15 protein-coding genes are annotated in these 17,596 nt (G+C 72.1%); 6 read left to right on the top strand and 9 right to left on the bottom strand.

Going from position 1 to position 17,596, the window contains the following annotated elements; translation table 11 throughout:
- Positions 1-32 precede the first annotated feature (32 nt).
- On the bottom strand, positions 33-1,487 hold the full coding sequence (locus tag ABIA32_RS14570) for an MFS transporter (protein ID WP_370094895.1): 1,455 nt from the start codon (positions 1,485-1,487) through the stop codon (positions 33-35).
- Positions 1,488-1,591: 104 nt separating this feature from the next.
- Here ABIA32_RS14570 and ABIA32_RS14565 point away from each other — a divergent pair, with 104 nt between their 5' ends.
- Complete coding sequence (locus tag ABIA32_RS14565) at positions 1,592-2,545, top strand: helix-turn-helix transcriptional regulator (RefSeq protein ID WP_370094893.1); 954 nt, start codon at positions 1,592-1,594, stop codon at positions 2,543-2,545.
- A 17-nt stretch (positions 2,546-2,562) separates the two neighbouring features.
- On the opposite strand, the gene ABIA32_RS14560 is transcribed toward ABIA32_RS14565, so the two are convergent.
- The 4 genes from ABIA32_RS14560 to ABIA32_RS14545 all read right to left on the bottom strand — a co-directional run bounded on the left by ABIA32_RS14560 (position 2,563) and on the right by ABIA32_RS14545 (position 6,584).
- On the bottom strand, positions 2,563-3,216 hold the full coding sequence (locus tag ABIA32_RS14560; protein ID WP_370094891.1) for a LuxR C-terminal-related transcriptional regulator: 654 nt from the start codon (positions 3,214-3,216) through the stop codon (positions 2,563-2,565).
- Entirely contained in the window at positions 3,207-4,823 is a 1,617-nt protein-coding gene (locus ABIA32_RS14555) for a sensor histidine kinase (RefSeq protein ID WP_370094889.1), read from the bottom strand. The genes ABIA32_RS14560 and ABIA32_RS14555 overlap by 10 nt, the downstream gene beginning before the upstream one ends.
- A gap of 131 nt (positions 4,824-4,954) precedes the next feature.
- Positions 4,955-5,956, bottom strand: coding sequence for an ornithine carbamoyltransferase (gene argF, locus ABIA32_RS14550; protein WP_370094887.1), 1,002 nt, complete (start codon positions 5,954-5,956; stop codon positions 4,955-4,957).
- 94 nt (positions 5,957-6,050) lie between these two features.
- A complete protein-coding gene (locus tag ABIA32_RS14545; RefSeq protein ID WP_370094885.1) occupies positions 6,051-6,584 on the bottom strand; it encodes a GNAT family N-acetyltransferase in 534 nt (177 codons plus the stop codon).
- Between the two features lie 134 nt (positions 6,585-6,718).
- Between ABIA32_RS14545 and ABIA32_RS14540 the strand changes: the two genes are divergently transcribed.
- From ABIA32_RS14540 to ABIA32_RS14530, 3 genes are read left to right on the top strand one after another with little or no spacing between them, the layout of a single operon-like run.
- Positions 6,719-8,290 carry a circularly permuted type 2 ATP-grasp protein gene (locus ABIA32_RS14540; protein ID WP_370094883.1) on the top strand — a complete coding sequence of 524 codons (1,572 nt, stop codon included), beginning with the start codon at positions 6,719-6,721 and terminating at the stop codon, positions 8,288-8,290.
- An 11-nt stretch (positions 8,291-8,301) separates the two neighbouring features.
- Positions 8,302-9,237 carry an alpha-E domain-containing protein gene (locus ABIA32_RS14535; RefSeq protein WP_370095144.1) on the top strand — a complete coding sequence of 312 codons (936 nt, stop codon included), beginning with the start codon at positions 8,302-8,304 and terminating at the stop codon, positions 9,235-9,237.
- Positions 9,234-10,109: a transglutaminase domain-containing protein gene (locus tag ABIA32_RS14530; RefSeq protein ID WP_370094881.1), complete on the top strand. Its 876-nt coding sequence runs from the start codon at positions 9,234-9,236 to the stop codon at positions 10,107-10,109. The genes ABIA32_RS14535 and ABIA32_RS14530 overlap by 4 nt, the downstream gene beginning before the upstream one ends.
- Positions 10,110-10,116: 7 nt before the next feature.
- Here ABIA32_RS14530 and ABIA32_RS14525 read toward each other — a convergent pair whose 3' ends face one another.
- Positions 10,117-12,729, bottom strand: coding sequence for a polynucleotide kinase-phosphatase (locus ABIA32_RS14525; RefSeq protein WP_370094879.1), 2,613 nt, complete (start codon positions 12,727-12,729; stop codon positions 10,117-10,119).
- A gap of 5 nt (positions 12,730-12,734) precedes the next feature.
- Complete coding sequence (locus tag ABIA32_RS14520) at positions 12,735-14,228, bottom strand: 3' terminal RNA ribose 2'-O-methyltransferase Hen1 (protein ID WP_370094877.1); 1,494 nt, start codon at positions 14,226-14,228, stop codon at positions 12,735-12,737.
- Between the two features lie 81 nt (positions 14,229-14,309).
- On the opposite strand from ABIA32_RS14520, the gene ABIA32_RS14515 reads away from it, so the two are divergent.
- Positions 14,310-14,744, top strand: a complete 435-nt coding sequence (locus tag ABIA32_RS14515; RefSeq protein WP_370094875.1) for a VOC family protein — start codon at positions 14,310-14,312, stop codon at positions 14,742-14,744.
- 20 nt (positions 14,745-14,764) lie between these two features.
- On the opposite strand, the gene ABIA32_RS14510 is transcribed toward ABIA32_RS14515, so the two are convergent.
- Positions 14,765-15,313, bottom strand: coding sequence for a transposase (locus tag ABIA32_RS14510; RefSeq protein ID WP_370094873.1), 549 nt, complete (start codon positions 15,311-15,313; stop codon positions 14,765-14,767).
- Positions 15,314-15,614: 301 nt separating this feature from the next.
- On the opposite strand from ABIA32_RS14510, the gene ABIA32_RS14505 reads away from it, so the two are divergent.
- A complete protein-coding gene (locus ABIA32_RS14505; protein WP_370094871.1) occupies positions 15,615-16,670 on the top strand; it encodes a hypothetical protein in 1,056 nt (351 codons plus the stop codon).
- Here the strand turns inward: ABIA32_RS14505 and ABIA32_RS14500 are convergent.
- Positions 16,646-17,572, bottom strand: a complete 927-nt coding sequence (locus ABIA32_RS14500) for a TIGR03560 family F420-dependent LLM class oxidoreductase (RefSeq protein ID WP_370094869.1) — start codon at positions 17,570-17,572, stop codon at positions 16,646-16,648. The genes ABIA32_RS14505 and ABIA32_RS14500 overlap by 25 nt on opposite strands.
- Positions 17,573-17,596: the final 24 nt, after the last annotated feature.

Below are 17,596 nucleotides of genomic sequence, written 5' to 3'. Positions count from 1 at the left end.
TACTCAGATTCGGTACCGGATTTCTGGAGAGCTCAGCCCACCAGCACCGGCTCGTCCGCCGGGGCCCCGACCTCGGACCCGGCCACCGCCGCAGCCTCCGGGGCGTGCGCGCCGCGCTTCGGCAGCGCCGCCATCAGCAGCACCACGACCGCCAGCGCGCCGACCATCCAGAGCATCGCGTGGCCGAAGGCGTGGACCACCGTGCTGCCGGTGAAGGCGACCGAGACCAGCGCCAGGCCGAAGGCGTTGCCGAGCTGATTGGTGGTGTTGATCAGGCCGGAAGCCGAACCCGCGTGCTCCTTGGGCACCTCGGAGAGGATCGCGTCCGTCAGCGGAGCGAAGATCATGCCCATTCCGGCGCCCATGACCACCAGCGGCAGCGCCATCTGCCAGGAGTGGACGCCCTGGCCGTAGCGGGCGGACTCCCAGATGTAGATCAGCGCGCCGGCCGCCGTGATCAGCGCGCCGCCCTGCAGCACCTTGCGGCCGAAGCGGGGCACCAGCAGCTGGACCGACATCCCGGCCGCCGCCGAGCAGGCGACGGAGAAGGGCAGCCCGGTCAGACCGGCGTGCAGCGGGCTCCAGCCGAGGCCGATCTGCATGTACAGGGTCCACACCAGGAAGAAGATCCCGCAGGCCGCGCCGAAGACCAACTGGACGCCGACACCGGCGGCGAAGCTCTTGGCCCGGAACAGGCTCAGCTCGACCAGCGGCGAACCGTCCCGCGCGCTCTTGCTCCGCTCGTAGCGGACGAAGCCCGCCAGCACCGCCAGACCGCCCGCCATCAGCACGTAGCCCCAGACCGGCCAGCCCAGCTCACGACCCTGGACCAGCGGGTACATCACCATCAGCAGACCGGCGGTGGCCAGCGCGACGCCGACCAGGTCCAGCTTGAGTGCCTTCGGCGCCTTCGACTCGTCGATGAAGCGACGGCCCAGCAGCAGGCCCGCGATCCCGACCGGCAGGTTGATCAGGAAGATCGGCCGCCACTCCAGACCGAACAGGTTCCACTGCGTCAGCAGCGCGCCGAGCAGCGGGCCGGTGACGGCGGCGAGACCGATGATCGCGCCGAACATCCCGAAGACCTTGCCGCGCTCCTCGCCGCTGAACGTCGCGTGGATGATCGACAGCACCTGAGGCACCATCAGCGCCGCCGCCGCGCCCTGCAGCATCCGCGTCGCGACCAACATCTCCGGGTTGGCGGCGAGGCCACAGAGCAGCGAAGCGGCGGTGAAGCCGGCCGTACCGATCAGGAAGACCCGCTTGCGGCCGTAGATGTCGCCGAGCCGCCCGCCGGTGATCAGGCCGACCGCGAAGGCCAGCGCGTAACCGGCGGTGATCCACTGGATCGCACTGAAGCCCGCGCCGGTGTCCCGCTGGATGCTCGGGATCGCGATGTTGACGATCGTCGCGTCGACCAGGTCCATGAAGCTGGCCGTCATCACGACGGCGAGGGCGAGCCACCGCCTGCGGTCTGTGGTGCTCATTGTCTGTTCTCCTGCCGTTGTGCTGCGCTGCTCTCGCTGACAGGACCTAAGCTATGAGGCATGTAGGACAGGTCTTGTCCTAGTAGCGACGCAATCTGGAAAACATGATGGACACCTCGGCACGACTGTTGAATCTGCTCTCCCTGCTGCAGACCCCGAGGGAGTGGTCGGGCACGGAGCTGGCCGGCCGCCTGGAGGTCACCACCCGCACGATCCGCCGCGACGTGGACCGGTTGCGGGAGCTCGGCTACCCGGTCGAGGCGACGATGGGCGCGATCGGCGGCTACCGCCTGGTGGCGGGCAAGGCGCTGCCGCCGCTGCTGCTGGACGACGAGGAGGCCGTCGCCATCGCGGTCGGCCTGCGCGCGGCGGCCGGCAGCGCGGTGGACGGCATCGAGGACGCGTCGCTGCGCGCGCTGACCAAACTGGAACAGGTGCTGCCCTCGCGGCTGCGCTACCGGGTGGGCGCGCTCGGCTCGGCGGTGGTGACGATGACCGGCGGCGGCCCGCGCGTGGAACCGTCGGTGCTGACGGTCCTGGCGGGCGCGATCGCCAACCACGAGCGGGTCCGTTTCGCCTACCGCGCGGCCAACGGCGCGGAGACGCGGCGTCACATCGAGCCGCAGCGCCTGGTCGCCACGGGCCGCCGCTGGTACCTGGTCGCCTGGGACCTGGAGCGGGACGACTGGCGGATGTTCCGCGTCGACCGCCTGGTCTCCCCGGAGGCGACGGGCGGCCGCGCGACGCCGCGCGAGCTCCCGGCGGCGGACGCGGCGGCGTTCGTCAGGGACAAGCTGCGCAACCTGTGGCCCACGGCCCCCGTCGTGGTCGAGTTCGACGCGGACGCGGAGCAGGTGCGCGCGAAGCTGGGTCAGGCCCCGGGCGAGATAGACGAGTTGCCCGACGGCCGGTCCCGCTGGCGCGTCGAGGCGGACCGCCTGGACTGGACGGCGGTCCGCCTGCTGATGCTGGATCTGCCGTTCCGGGTCGAGTCCCCACCGGCCCTCGTCGACCAGATCCGCCGCTTTGGCGACCGCGCCCGCCAGGCAATCGGCTGACGTCCGGTTGCACCACCTCAGGTAGTGCCACGAAAGGACATCAGGTAGGCGAGCACCGCCAGCACCCGGCGGTTGTCGTCGTCCGAGGGGGCCAGATCCAGCTTGGTGAAGATGCTGGTGCTGTGCTTGGAGACAGCCTTCTCGCTGACGAACAGCCGGCTCGCGATCGCACTGTTGGAGCGCCCCTCGGCCATCAGCTCCAGCACCTGCCGTTCCCGCTCCGACAGCCGCGCGAGCGGCTCGCCCCGCCGCCCGAGCAGCTTGGTGACCACCTGCGGGTCCATCACCGTGCCGCCCGCCGCGACCGTGCGGATCACGTCGACGAACTGGTCGTCGCTGAAAACCCGGTCCTTGAGGAGGTAGCCGACCCCGCCCGCCTGGTCGGCGAGCAGCTCCTGGGCGTAGATCTGCTCGACGTACTGCGACAGCAGCAGGATCGGCAGGCCGGGGATCCGCTCCCGGGCCGCGAGCGCCGCGCGGAGTCCGTCGTCGGTGTTGGTGGGCGGGAGTCGGATGTCCACGATCGCCAGGTCGGGACGGAACTCCAACAGCGCGTCGAGCAGGCCCGGCGCGCTGTCGGTGGCCGCCGCGACCTCGAACCCGCGCGCCTTGAGGAGCCTGACCAGCCCCTCTCGCAGCAGGAAGAGATCCTCCGCGACGACTACGCGCACGGCACCTCCATGACCACGATCGTCGGCCCCCCGGGCGGGCTGCTGACCGCCAGGATGCCGTCAAAGGCCGCCAGCCGCCGTTCCACCCCGGCCAGCCCGCTGCCTCCGGCGGGATCCGCGCCGCCGACCCCGTCGTCGGTCACCTCGATCCGCAGCAGGCCGTCCACGCGGGCCACCCGGATCCGCAGGGCGCTCGCCCCGGCGTGCCGAACGGCGTTGGTCACCAGCTCGGCGACGGCGAAGTAGCAGGCCGACTCCACGGGCGGGTCGAGCCGCTCGGGCAGGTCGATCTCGGTCTCGCAGGGCAACGGCAGGTCCAGTGCCAGCGCACGGACCGCCTCCCCGAGACCTCGGTCCGCCAGCACCGGCGGGAAGATCCCCCGGACCAGGCAACGCAGCTCCTCCAATGCTGCGGCGGAGGACTCGCGGGCCTCGACGACCAGCGCGGCAGCCTCGGCGGGGCTGGTGCGGATCAGGTCCTCGGCGGTCCTGAGGTTCATCCCGATGGCGACCAGCCGACCCTGCGCGCCGTCGTGCAGGTCACGCTCGATCCTGCGCAGCTCGGCGGCGGCGGAGCTGACGACCTCGGCCCGGGTCTCGGTCAGTTCGAGCACCCGACGGGTCAGCGCCGGGTCGGGGCCGCGCCCCAACAGCCGCTTGGCGTCCGGCAGCACGGTGAGCGGCAGCAGCCAGAGGCCGAGTCCGAGCAGCAGCGCCCCCTGCATGCCGCCCATCACGCCGGCGTGGTGGGCGAGTGCGTCGGGGATGGTCTGCGGCGGCGGTTCGCTCGGCGTGCCGACGGGGCGCACCACCGGCAGCCATCCCCCGAAGCCGCCCTCGACGACGCCGTAGGCGCCGATCACGACCAACCCCAGGGCGGCCAGGTCCGCTGCCGCTCGCGGCCGCCGCACCAGCCCGAAACCGAGTGCCACCAGCACGACCAGACCGACCGCGTAGCCCGTCAGCGCCGAGCCGAGTCCCGCGCCGGGCGACGCGGGCGTCCACAGGTCGAGCCCGAGCAGGCCCCCGGCCGCGACCAGGACGCCGGGCAGCAGCAGGGCCCAGCGCCCGGACGCCGCCGTGCCGGTCGTGGGCAGGAGCCGGTCGAACACCGCACGTCCGGCGGGAACGGCCAGCAGCGCGAGGCCAGGGACGATCACGCTGCCCTCCAGGAACTGCAGCAGGTTGCGGGTCGGCAGATTGGCGAACCACTGCGACCAGCTCATCGCGGTACCGGTCGCCGCGGCGACGACCGGCAGCAGCCACCCCTTCGGTGCCGGCGCCGACGCGTGCAGCGCGGTGGCCAGCAATCCGATCAGCAACAGCAGTGAGGCGAGTCCGCCGGGGCCGAAGCTCGGCAGCAAAACCGAGTAGCCGGAGGTCCGCATGGTGTGCTGCAGGTCGAGCTTCAGCACCGTACCGGCGGTGAACGCCGCCCAACCCGTCAGTACCGCCAGCGCCGGCCAGCCGACGCGTCCGGCACGGACCGCCCACGCCGCGCGGTCGGGCGTCCGCTCCGCCGCGACGGCCACCCCGGCACAGATCGCGGTCAACGCCACCATCACGCCGAAGGGCACGAGCGTCAGCCCAGTGGGAAACGGCCACATGTCCGCTCCTCCTCTCGTCTCCAGGCCACCGACGGCGACCTGGAGATCATGCTGCGCGGCGGGGCCGTGCGGGCGCCATGGACCGGAACCTACAGCTGAGGTGGGCAAACACCTACCCCCGGCGGCGGCCCTCAGTCGCCGAGCGTGGCCACCATGATCGCCTTGATGGTGTGCAGGCGGTTCTCCGCCTGGTCGAAGACGATCGCGTGCTCCGACTCGAACAGCTCGTCCGTGCACTCCAGTTCGGCCATCCCGGTGGCCGCGTGCATCTGGCGGCCGACCTCGGTGCCGAGGTCGTGGAAGGCCGGCAGGCAGTGGAGGAACTTCGCGGCGGGGTTGCCCGTCGCGCGGATGGTGTCCATGGAGACCTGGTAGGGCGCGAGCAGCGCGATCCGCTCCGTCCAGACCTCCTTGGGCTCGCCCATGGAGACCCAGACGTCCGTGTAGAGGAAGTCCGCGCCGGCCACGCCCGCCGCCACGTCGTCGGTCAGCGTGATCCGCGCGCCGCTCGCGGCCGCGAGGCGGGCGGCCTCGGCCTGGACGTCCGCCGTCGGCCAGAGCTGCTTCGGGGCGACGATGCGGATGTCCATGCCCAGCAGCGCGCCGGTGACCAGCAGCGAGTTGCCCATGTTGTTGCGCGCGTCGCCCAGGTACGCGAGCGCGACCTCACCCAGCGGCTTGGTGGAGTGCTCCTGGATCGTCAGCACGTCCGCCAGCATCTGCGTCGGGTGCCACTCGTCGGTCAGGCCGTTCCATACCGGGACGCCCGCGTACGCGGCGAGTTCCTCGACCACGACCTGGCCGTGGCCGCGATACTGGATGCCGTCGAACATCCGGCCCAACACCCGCGCGCTGTCCTTGACCGACTCCTTCGCGCCCAGGTGCGAACCGCTCGGGTCGAGGTAGACCGCGTTCGCGCCCTGGTCCGCCGCCGCGACCTCGAAGGAGCAGCGGGTCCGGGTCGAGGACTTCTCGAAGACCAGGGCGATGTTCTTGCCGCGCAGCCTCGGCTGCTCCGTCCCCGCGTACTTGGCGGCCTTCAGCTGGGCCGACAGGTCGAGCAGGAAACGGAACTCCTGGGCGGTGAAGTCCAGCTCCTTGAGGAAGTGCCGGTTGCGCAGATTGAAGGCCATGCCGGTCTCCTGGCGTATGCGTACGAGCGACGGGTCGACTGAGGACGAGTACTACGCGGGAAGCATATACGAGGCTACGAATGATTATGCAGCCCTATGCGGCGCGCAGCGTCAGCTTCATCTCCAGCTCGTTCGCCGACCTGTCCAACGGGTACGGCCGGGTGCCGCCCGTGCGGACGAAGCCGCGGCGCTCGTAGTACCGGATGGCGCGCGCGTTGTCCTCGTGCACCTCCAGGTAGAGCTCCGGCACGCCCGCCACGTCCCGCGCCCAGCTGACGCACGCATCGAGCAGCGTGTCCGTGACCCCGGCCGCCGCACCGCGGTGGCTCGGGTCGACCCAGACGCCGACCAGCCAGGCCCGGTCGGGCGCCGCGCCGGGGTCGGCCACCGGCACGTAGGCATGCATGCAGCCGACCCACTCGCCCGTCCCCTCCAGCACCGCCGCGTAACCGGTGTTGCCGGGACGGGAGTTGCGGGCGGCGCGGAAGCGCCACTCGTCCTCGCCCTGGGCGAGAGCGGTCTCGTGGGTCTCCAGGTAGGCGAGCGGGGTGTCCTTGGTCATCCGCAGCCGGATGTCACGCGTCTGCCGCCAGTCCTCGGGCTGGATGGGGTGGATCCGGTAGCTCATCGCGTGTGCCTCTTTCGTTCGACCGTCCAGCTCATCGTAGGTCGGGGCCCCGACAATGCCCGATCGAATATCCGTGCGCAGAACGGAAGCGCCGCCGACACCGTCGCGAAACGAACCGTCCCTACCGTCGTCGCATGGCGGACATATTCGACAGCTACACGCCGGCGGACGCGTGGGACGAGATGTTCGAGGCACCGGGCCGGGTCCGACCCGCCTACGCCGCGGTCTTCGCAGCTCTTCAGCCACTGGACTCCGCCGATCTCTGCTTTCGGACCGAGCAGATGGCTCGGGCCTTCACCGATCGCGGGGTGACCTACTCCTTCGCGGGCGAGGAACGACCCTTCCCGCTCGACCTCGTGCCCAGGATCATCGACGCCGCCGAGTGGGACCGGCTCGCCCGCGGTGTCGGGCAGCGGGTACGCGCCCTGGAGGCGTACCTGGCCGACGCCTACGGGCCCTGCAAAGTGTTCGAGGACGGCGTCGTCCCCTACAAGCTGCTCTACTCCTCACCCCACTACCACCGGGCCGCGCACGGGATCGAACCGCCGGGCGGGGTGCGCATCCACGTCGCCGGAATCGACCTGGTCCGGGACGAGGAGGGGCAGTTCCGGGTCCTGGAGGACAACGTCAGGGTGCCGTCCGGCGTCTCCTACGTGATCGAGAACCGGCGCGCGATGACCCGCGTCTTCCCCTCCCTCTTCGCCGAGCAGCCGGTCCAGCCCGTCGACGGCTACCCGGCCCGGCTGCTCGCCGCCCTGCGCGCGGCCGCGCCCGAGGGGGTGAGCGATCCGGTCGTCGTCGTGCTCACCCCCGGCGTGCACAACGCCGCGTACTTCGAACACGCGCTGCTGGCGCGGCTGATGGGCGTACAGCTCGTCGAGGGGAGGGACCTGAGCTGCTCCGGCAACCAGGTCCGGATGCGCACCACGCGCGGGTACCAGCCCGTGCACGTCGTCTACCGCCGGCTGGACGACGAATTCCTGGACCCGATGCACTTCCGTCCCGACTCGCTGATCGGCTGCCCCGGGCTGATGAACGCCGCCCAGGCGGGTCGGGTGACGCTGGCCAACGCGGTCGGCAACGGCATCGCCGACGACAAGCTGCTCTACACCTACGTCCCCTCGCTGATCCGCTACTACCTCGGCGAGGAGCCGCTGCTGCCCAACGTCGAGTCCTACCGACCCGCCGAGCCAGGCCAGTTGGAGGCGGTGCTGGACCAACTCGACAGGCTCGTGCTCAAGCCGGTGGACGGCGCGGGCGGTCAGGGCATCGTCATCGGCCCGCAGGCCGACCGGACGACCCTGACGCGGCTGGCGGCGCAGGTCCGCGCCGACCCGCGTGGCTGGATCGCGCAGCGGCCGGTGGCCCTGTCCACCTCGCCCACCCTGGCCGACGAGACGCTCGCGCCGCGCCACATCGACCTGCGGCCCTTCGCCGTCAACGACGGTTCCGACGTCTGGCTGCTGCCCGGCGGACTGACCAGGGTCGCGCTCGGCGAGGGCAATCTCGTCGTCAACTCCAGCCAGGGCGGCGGCTCCAAGGACACCTGGGTGCTGCCGCACCCGCGCTCCGACGCACCTGCGTTGGTCCCCGCACCGGCGGCCCCCGGCGATGCGCCGCTGCGCGGCCTGGCCAGGCAGCCCGGCCCGGGGCTATCGGGATCCGCTACCAGCGCCTCGTCCGACCAAGGAGGAAAGCAGCAGTGACGGCCGACACCATGCTCAGCAGGATCGCCGAGTCCCTGTTCTGGCTGGGCCGCTACGTCGAGCGCGCCGACGACACCGCACGCATCCTCGACGCGTATCTGCACCGGCTGCTGGAGGACCCCTGGCGCGACGAGGACGCCGCCTGCCGGTCGCTGCACGCGATCCTCGGCGTCGTCCCCGACCCCGGCCAGCCCTGTGACATGGACGCGGTGCTGGACCGGCTGGCCTTCGACTCGGGCGAGCTGACCTCGATCGACGGCGCGTTGCGGGCGGCCCGCGAGAACGCGCTGCGCGCGCGGGAGGTGGTCTCCACGGAGATGTGGGAGTGCCTCAACTCCACCTGGCACCAGCTCGCCGCACAGCAGTTGGCGGCGCGCCGCACCGGTCCGCACGCCTATCTGGGCCTGGTCCGCCGTCGGGCGGCGCTCTTCTCGGGCCTGGTCGACTCGACCATGAGCCGCGACGACGGCTGGCGCTTCGTGGTTCTCGGCCGCAGCCTGGAGCGAGTCGACATGACCGCGCGGCTGCTCGCGGTCCGCGTCCTGGACGCGGCCCACGCACCCGACTGGCCGACGCTGCTCAGCGCCAGCGGCGCGGACGAGGCCTTTCTCCGCGCCCGCGCGGGCATTGTCCAGGGCAGCGGCGGCGCGGCCGAGTTCCTGCTGCTGGACCGCGACTTCCCGCGTTCGGTGCTGCACGCACTCACCACCGCCGAGGAGTGCGTGATGGCGCTCGGCACCGAGGACGCCGTCGGCCGCCCTGACCCGCTCCGGCTGCCGGTCGGCCGGATGCGGACCCGGCTCGAGTACCTCGACGCCCGCGAACCGATCGACCTGCCGACGCTCCTGATCGACCTGCAGCGCAGCTGCGGCGAGGCCTCGCGAGCCGTCGCCGAGCGTTTCTTCCCCTTCGACGGCCCGCTCACCTGGGAACTGGAGGGCGCATGAGCCCCACCGCACTCACATCCACCCCGACCCGGCTCCGCATCCGTCACGAGACCGAGGTCGCCTACCAGGGCTCGGCCGCGTCCTCCTACAACGAGGTCAGGATGACCCCGCTGACGCTGCCGACCCAGACCGTGCTGGACTCCCGCGTCACCGTCTCCCCGGCCACGCCGACCTGGAGCTACTGGGACTACTGGGGAGCCCAGGTGACCGTCTTCGACCTGCTGGATCCGCACGCACGGCTCATGGTGACCGCGACCAGCCTGGTCGAGACCTCGCCCGCGCCGCCGCTCCCCGTCCCGCCGCCACGCGCGGAGCTGACCGAGCAGGTGCAGGGCTCACGCCTGATCGAGTATCTGATCCCCACTCAGCGCACCTCCCTGGACGCCGAACTCGCCGAGGCCGCGGCGGAGGCCGCCGAGGCGGTACGCGACCTGGACGCGCACGAGGCGGCGACCGCCGTGGTCGACCTGATTCGCGGGCGGCTCGACTACCGGCCCGGCAGCACCGGCGTGCAGACGACGGCGGCCGGGGCCTGGTCGCTGCGGGCAGGCGTCTGCCAGGACTTCGCGCACATCGCCGCCGCCCTGCTCCGCGCGGCCGGCCTGCCGGCCCGCTACGTCTCCGGCTACCTCCACCCGCGCCCGGAGGCCCGGACACACGAACCGGTCGCCGGGGAGAGCCACGCCTGGGTGGAGTACTGGGCCGGTGACTGGGTCGGCTGCGACCCGACCAACGGGACCCGGACCGGCGAGTCCCACGTCGTCGTGGCCCGGGGCCGCGAGTACGGGGACGTCCCCCCGCACAAGGGCGTCTACCACGGCGCCCCCGGCAGCGCCCCGACGGTGCGCGTGGAGTTCACGCGCACCGTCTGAACCTGCGTCACAGCCGGGGATCGACCGGCTCCGACTCGAGCGAGAGGACCGCGAAGACCGCCTCGTGCACCCGCCAGAGCGGCTCGCCCTCGGCCAGGCGGTCCAGCGCCGTCAGGCCCAGCGCGTACTCGCGCAGCGCGAGCGAGCGCTTGTGGCCGAGGGCGCGCGAGCGGAGCCTGGTCAGGTGCTCGGGGCGGGTGTAGTCGGGGCTGTAGATGATCCGCAGGTACTCGCGACCGCGGACCTTCACGCCCGGCTGCACCAGCCGTCCGCTCTCCGTGCGCACCAGCGAGGCCAGCGGCTTGACCACCATGCCCTCGCCGCCGCGCGCGGTCAGCTCCTCCCACCAGGCCGCGCCCGCCGCGCAGGACTCCGGGTCCTCGGTGTCCACGACCAGTCGGCGCGTCCCGTGCAGCAAGCCGCTCTCGTCCGCCTCGACCAGCCGGTCGATCCAGGCGAGGTGCTGGTCGTGCGGGCGCACGGCCAGGTTCGCGCCCTCGGCGGCCAGCACCTGGAAGGGCGCGAGCCGGATGCCGTCCAGGCCGTCGACCGTCCAGCAGTAGCGCCGGTAGGCCTCGGTGAACGCGGACGCGTCCGCCGCGCGCTCCGCCTGACGCTCCGCCAGCTCGGCCACGTCCGCGCCCAGTGCCGCTGCCGCGTCGAGCGCCGCCCGGGCCGCGCCCAGCGCCGCGCCGGACGCGGCCCCGACCGCCGCGTACTGGCGGCGCAGCAGCCCCACCGCCTTGAGCGACCACGGCATCAGCTCGGTGTCGAGCAGCAGCCAGTCGCTCTCCAGCTCGGCGAAGAGCCCGGCCGCCTCGGCTGCGGCCCGAACCCGCGCCAGCACGGCCTCGTTCAGCTCGGCGTCGTCGAGAAAGGCACGCCCGGTGCGAGTCCAGATCTGGCCGCCGGTGGGCACGCCGAAGCGCTTCTCCCCCGCCGAGCCCTCGGCGTCGCGGCAGACCAGCACGACCGCGCGCGAGCCCATGTGCTTCTCCTCGCACACGACCTGGCGCACGCCGTCCTCGCGGTAGCCGGCGAAGGCCTGGTCCGGGTACTCCAGATAGCCCTCGCGCTGCGAGGTCGCCACCGGCGACATGGTCGGCGGCAGGTAGGCGAGCAGTCGCGGGTCGATCGCGAAGCGGCTCATCACCTCCAGCGCCGCCGCCGCGTTCTCCTCGCGGACGGCGACCCTGCCGTGGTGGCGCGTCTCGATGATGCGCTTGCCCGCGACGTCCGTAAGCGCGAGCGGACGGCCATCGCGGCCGCCGGGCGCGTCCGTGATCAGCGGGCGGACCGGCTCGTACCAGACCTGCTCGGCCTCGACCTCGACGAGCTCGCGCTCCGGGTAGCGCAGCGCGGTCATCTTGCCGCCGAAGACGCAGCCGGTGTCCAGGCAGATGGTGTTGTTGAGGAAGTTGGCGACGGGCGTCGGCGTGTGACCGTAGACGACCAGTGCCCGGCCCCGGTACTCCTCCGCCCACGGGTAGCGGACGGGGAGGCCGTACTCGTCGGTCTCGCCGGTCGTGTCGCCGTAGAGGGCATGCGAGCGCACCCGGCCGCTGGTGCGGCCGTGGTACTTCTCCGGCAGACCGGCGTGGCAGACCACCAGCCGGCCGTCGTCCAGCAGGTAGTGGCTGACCAGCCCGGCGATGAAGTCACGCACCCGCTGGACGAACTCGGGCGGCTCGGCGGCCAGCTGGTCCAGCGACTCCTGCAGGCCGTGGCTGACCGTCACCTTGCGGCCGGCCAGGGCGCGGCCCAGCTTGTTCTCGTGGTTGCCGGGGACACAGAGCGCGTGCCCGGCCGCAACCATGCCCATCACCAGGCGCAGCACTCCCGGCGTGTCCGGGCCGCGGTCGACCAGGTCGCCGACGAAGACGGCGGTGCGACCCTCCGGGTGCGCGGCGTCGACCGCGCGGCCCTCGGCGTCGAACGTGACCTGGTAGCCGAGCCGGCCGAGCAGGGTGACCAGCTCGGAGCGGCAGCCGTGGATGTCGCCGATGACGTCGAACGGGCCGGTGAGGTGCTTGAGGTCGTTGTAGCGCTTCTCGAGGACGATCAGGGCCGCGTCGATCTCCGCCTCCGAGCGCAGCACGTGCACCTTGCGGAAGCCCTCGCGCTCCAAGCTCGACCCTCTACTACCGTGCAGCCCGCGCCGCAGTTCGCGCTGCTGGCGCTGCAGCACGTGCGGCGGGAAGTGCGCCCGGTCCGGCTTGCGGGAGTTTCGCTCGGCGCAGAGCTGCTGCGGCACGTCCAGCACGATCGCGACGGGCAGCACGTCGTGGGCGCGGGCCAGCTCGATGAGCCGGCGGCGCGCCTCCTGCTGCACGTTGGTCGCGTCCACGACGGTCAGCCGCCCGGCGGCGAGGCGCTTGCCCGCGATGTAGTGCAGCACGTCGAAGGCGTCGCCGGTGGCGGACTGGTCGTTGGGGTCGTCGGAGACCAGCCCGCGGCAGGCGTCGGAGGAGAGGACTTCGGTGGGCAGGAAGTGCCGGGCGGCGAAGCTCGACTTCCCGGAACCTGTGGTGCCGACGAGCACCACGAGGGAGAGGTCGGGCACCGTCACCTTGCGGGTGGTCGCCTCGGGTGCGGCGGTCACATCGGTGGCGTCAGTCATGGGGGTCACTCTCCCTTCTTCTCGGTGGTGTCGTTGCTCTCGGTGTCCAGCGTGAACGCCGCGAGCTGGGTGGGCGGCCCGACCTCGGGGTCCTCGTCGCCGACGGGGCCGAACTCGACGGTGTAGCCGTAGGTCTCGGCTACCTGCCCGGCCCAGGCCCGGAACTCGGCCCGGTCCCACTCGAAGCGGTGGTCCGCGTGCCGGACGTGCCCGGCGGGCAGCGACTCCCAGCGCACGTTGTACTCGACGTTCGGCGTGGTCACCACGACCACGCCGGGGCGCGCCGCGCCGAAGACCGCGTACTCCAGCGCGGGCAGCCGAGGCGGGTCGACGTGCTCGATGACCTCCGAGAGCACGGCGGCGTCGTAGCCGGTCAGCCGGGCGTCGGTGTAGGTGAGCGCGCCGTGGAGCAGCTTGAGCCGCTGCGCCTGCCGCTCGGGCATCCGGTCCAGCCGCAGCCGCCGCGCGGCGATCATGAGCGCGCGGGCGGACACCTCGACGCCGACGATCTCGGTGAAGGCGCGGTCCTTCAGCAGCTCGGCGACGAGCGCCGCCTCTCCGCAGCCGAGGTCCAGCACGCGCTTGGCGCCGGCGGCGTGCAGCCGCTCGATGATGGCGGCGCGGCGGTGCACCGCGAGGGGGGTCGGCTTGGGCGCCTCCGCCTCCGCCTCCTCCTCGGGACCGCTGTCCGCAGGGACGGCGTTGTCGATCTCCTCCAGCTCGCTGCCGTCGGCCTCGGCCAGCCTGGCCAGCTCGAGCCGCTCGGTGGCGGCGCGGGCGAGCGACCAGCGGCGAGCGAGGTAGCGACGGGTGATCAGCTGCTGCTCGGGGTGCGCGGCCAGCCAGCCCTCACCGCGGTTGAGCAGCTTGTCGACCTCGTCGGGCGCGACCCAGTAGTGCTTGGTGTCGTCGAGCACCGGCAGCAGCACGTAGAGCTGGCTCAGCGCGTCGGACAGCCGGAGCGTGCCGGTGAGGCGCAGTTCGACGTAGCGCGAATCACCCCACTCGGGGAAGTTGAGGTCCAGTGGAATGGCCTCGGCCTCGACCTGCCACCCCAGCGGCTCGAAGAGCCGGTGCACCAGTTCCACACCGCCCTTGGCCGGGACGGCGGGCAGCTCGACGGTGAGCGGCAGCGGCTGGACGGCCAGCTCGGGGCGGGCGTTGCAGACGCCGTTCATGGCGCTCTTGAAGACCGCGCTCATCGCGACCGCGAGCAGCGAGGACGCCGCGTACGGACGATCGTTGACGTACTGCGCCAAGGCGAAGTCCGGCGAACCGCCGCGCCCCTTGCCCCGACCCCGGCGCACGAGCGCGATCGGGTCCACCTCCAGCAACAGCGCGGCCGTGCAGCGCTCGTCGCTCGCCTCGGGGTAGAAGACGTGCGCGAGGCCGTGGGACGTGCTGAACGACTGGGCCTTCCCGGGGTGCTTGTGCAGCAGAAAGCCCAGGTCGGTGGCGGGTCGCTGGTCGTTGCCTTTGGTACTGATCGTCAGGAACACACGGACGAGTATCGCCGGAATCGACGGTGCAGCCCACTGGCTTTTTGCCGGCTGAACCGCACGCGCCGCAATGGTGGCCCGGTGGCGTCGATCAGGCAGTTCCAAGTCACCTTCGACTGCGCAGAACCTGAGCGCGTTGCTCGTTTCTGGTGCGAGGTGTTGGGGTACGTCGGACCGCCGGCGCCGGAGGAGTTTGCGACGTGGGACGATTCCGCTCGCTCGCTGCCGCCTGAGCAAGAGGCTGCAGCGTTCGTCTGCGTTGATCCCTCGGGTGTGGGCCCGCGACTGTTCTTCCAGCGGGTTCCCGAAGGCAAGGTCGTCAAGAATCGGCTGCATCTTGACGTGCGCGTCGGCACCGGGCTCGTGGGTGAAGAGCGCCTCGCCACACTCGATGCCGAGTGCGCACGACTGGTCGCGATCGGCGCGGTACGCGTGCGGCTACTGCCTGCCGATGAGGACAACGAGTCCTGCATCGTGATGCAGGACATCGAGGGCAACGAGTTCTGTCTCGACTGATCCGATCCGGGGCGTGGTACCTACTGGAGTTCACCCACACGTGACGGGTGGAGTTGGGGCCGAGCGACAGCGGACCCGCGCGGTTCAGCGGTCCTGCCGGTTCCGACTACCGGCACCGCGCCGTCCCGGTCCGAGGGCCGTGGAGCGCCGCGGCGGGTCTGCGCACAGTGGGCGATGGTGTGGGCCCAGAAGCGGAGTTGCGGGGGGAGGTGGTCCTGACGGGCGGCGGACTCGAGGCGTTCCCAGGCGCCGGTTTCGGTCCAGTGGAGGAAGCAGCGGTGGGTGTGCTGCCAGGAGACGCCGAAGCCGGACGGCAGGCCGCGCCATGGGGAGTTGCTGACCAGGATGAAGACCACCGCGGCGAAGAGGGCCTCCTCGTCGTGGCGGCGGGTGCCGCCTCCCTGCGGACGGGGGGCCGGGGCTGGGAGGAGGTGGCGGGCGACGGGCCATACCTGTGTCGGGGCGAGCCAGGCGAAGCGCCGCCCGAGGTCGGCCGGGAGTGTGCCCTGGCTTGGTCGGGCGACCCGCTTGCCCCGATGGGTTTGGGCGATGGGGGCGACGGTCTGCATACCGTCAGAATGCCCCGCTCCCGGCCGTCGAGAGCGCTCCCCGCACGTCGCGTTTGTGCCGTGCGGGGATCCGCCAGGGGGGTCGGCAGCAGTGCGGGCGGGGGCGCGGCGGTCCCGCAGGGCGGGGCGGCGGCACGCCGCTGACCTGGCGCTTCCTGTCGTCCGCCGGGGCGGGTACAGGGTGGTCCCGGCCATCGGCGGGGCCGTGACCACAGGAGACAGACTCCTTGTCCGCCGTTTCCGGCCGGTGCCACATTCGGTCCGCTGTCCGTAGGACCACGTCCGGAACGACGGAGGAACCATGACCGACACGGAGAATCCGGAACTCGAACTCGACGACCTCGCCGTGGTGGCCTACAGGTCGCTGCTGGAGGCCGACCACGGGATCGGCGGCGCCTTCGGGCTGCCCCCGGACCAGGCCGACCTGGTGTTTCGACGGCTGGCCGAACTGCGGGTGATCGAGTCGAAGCCGGATCGGAGCAGCGGCTGGCGGGCTGTCGAACCAAGTGTGGCGCTGGCGAAGCTGGTGCTGCCGATCGAGGCGGAGATCCGCCGCCGGTCCGCCCAGGCGGACCGGCTCCGCACCCAACTGCAAGCCCTGGTGCCGGTGCACGACTCGGTGACCGGGGCCGCAGCTCGCCGCACCATCGAGGTCGTCGCCGACGAGCGCGCGCTGCTGACCCTGGTCGAGGACGAGTTGGCCAAGTGCCGGGACTCCGTGGTGCTGCAGCAGCCGGACAGCGGCAGCCGCGGGGTGATGTGGGGCCGCTGCGTCGGACCGCTGCTGGACGCGCGGGCCAGGGGCGTCGACATCCGGTCGCTGTTCCAGCACGGCTCCCGCTACCATCTGCCCACCGAGGGCCTGGTGGAGACGCTGGGCGCGGTGGGCGCGCGGTTCCGCACCACCGACGAACTGCCGGTATGGCTGGCCGTGTTCGACCGCAACTGCTGTCTGCTGCTGCCCGAAGCCGGGCAGCAGGAATCCGGCGAGGCCGCGGCCGCCGTGGTGGTCCGGCACCCGCTCACGGTGGAGCTGCTGCTCGGCCTCTTCGCCGGGGTCTGGGACCAGGCGCTCCCGTTCACCTCCGGCGACCCCCAGCCTGCCCAGGTGACCGACCAGGTCAAGCGGTCGATCCTGCGACTGCTGGCCCTCGGGGCCAAGGACGAGGTGGTGGCGCGCAGGCTGGGGCTCTCTGTCCGGACCTGCCGTCGGCACATCGCGGACCTGATGGGCGTCCTCGACGCCGGCAGCCGCTTCCAGGCCGGGGTCGCCGCGGAGGCGCTCGGCCTACTGCGCGACGGGGGTGGCCCGATCCGGTCCGGGCGCGCAGATCAACGTACCTGCGGCACGACCTGATGGGACAACAGTTCCAGCTGGTCGAAGTCGTCGAGGTCGAGCAGCTGCAGGTAGACGCGCTGGACCCCCGCTTCCTGGTAGGCGCCGATCTTGTCGACCACTTCGGCCGGGCTGCCGGTCAGCCCGGTCGCCCGTAGCTCGGCGATGCCCCGCTCCATCCGCCGGGCGCGGACGGCGACCTCGGCGTCGGTGCTGCCGCAGCAGACGACCAGCGCCGCCGAGTGGACCAGCTCCGACGGGCTGCGGCCCGCCTCCGCACAGGCGTCGTCCACCAGATCGAAGTGACGACGGGCGACCTGCGGGCGGACGAAGCCGATGTTGTACTCGTCGGCGTAGCGGGCGGCCAGCTCCGGGGTGCGCCGCCTTCCCCGGCCGCCCACGATGAGCGGCGGGTGCGGGCGCTGGCGCGGCCGGGGAAGCGCCGGGCAGTCGGCGAGCCGGTAGTGCTCCCCCTCGAAGTCGAAGCTCTTGCCCGGCGGAGTGGCCCAGATTCCGGTGAGCACCCGCAGTTGCTCCTCAAGACGGTCGAAGCGCCGGACCGGGAACGGCACGCCGTAGGCCTCGTGCTCCCGCGCGTACCACCCGGCGCCGAGGCCCAGCTCGACCCGGCCCCCGGACATCTGGTCCACCTGGGCGACCTGGATCGACAGCGGCCCGGGCAGGCGCAGGGTGGCCGCGGACATCAGGGTGCCGAGGCGGATGGTGCGGGTCTCCCGCGCGAGCGCCGCGAGGGTCAGCCAGGCGTCGGTGGGACCGGGCAGTCCGTCACCCGGGCCGACGGCGAGGTAGTGGTCCGAGCGGAAGAAGCCGCTGAAGCCGAGCTCCTCGGCGACTCTGGCCACGGCGGCCTGGCGGTCGTAGTCGGCGCCCTGCTGCGGCTCGACGAATATGCGGAAGTCCATCGCGGTCGGCGCTCCTCGGGATGT

It is taken from the genome of Streptacidiphilus sp. MAP12-20, from assembly GCF_041262525.1.
GTDB lineage: Bacteria > Actinomycetota > Actinomycetes > Streptomycetales > Streptomycetaceae > Streptacidiphilus.
Note: the sequence above shows the minus strand (reverse complement) of the source record. Positions and strands in the feature narration are given on the sequence as shown.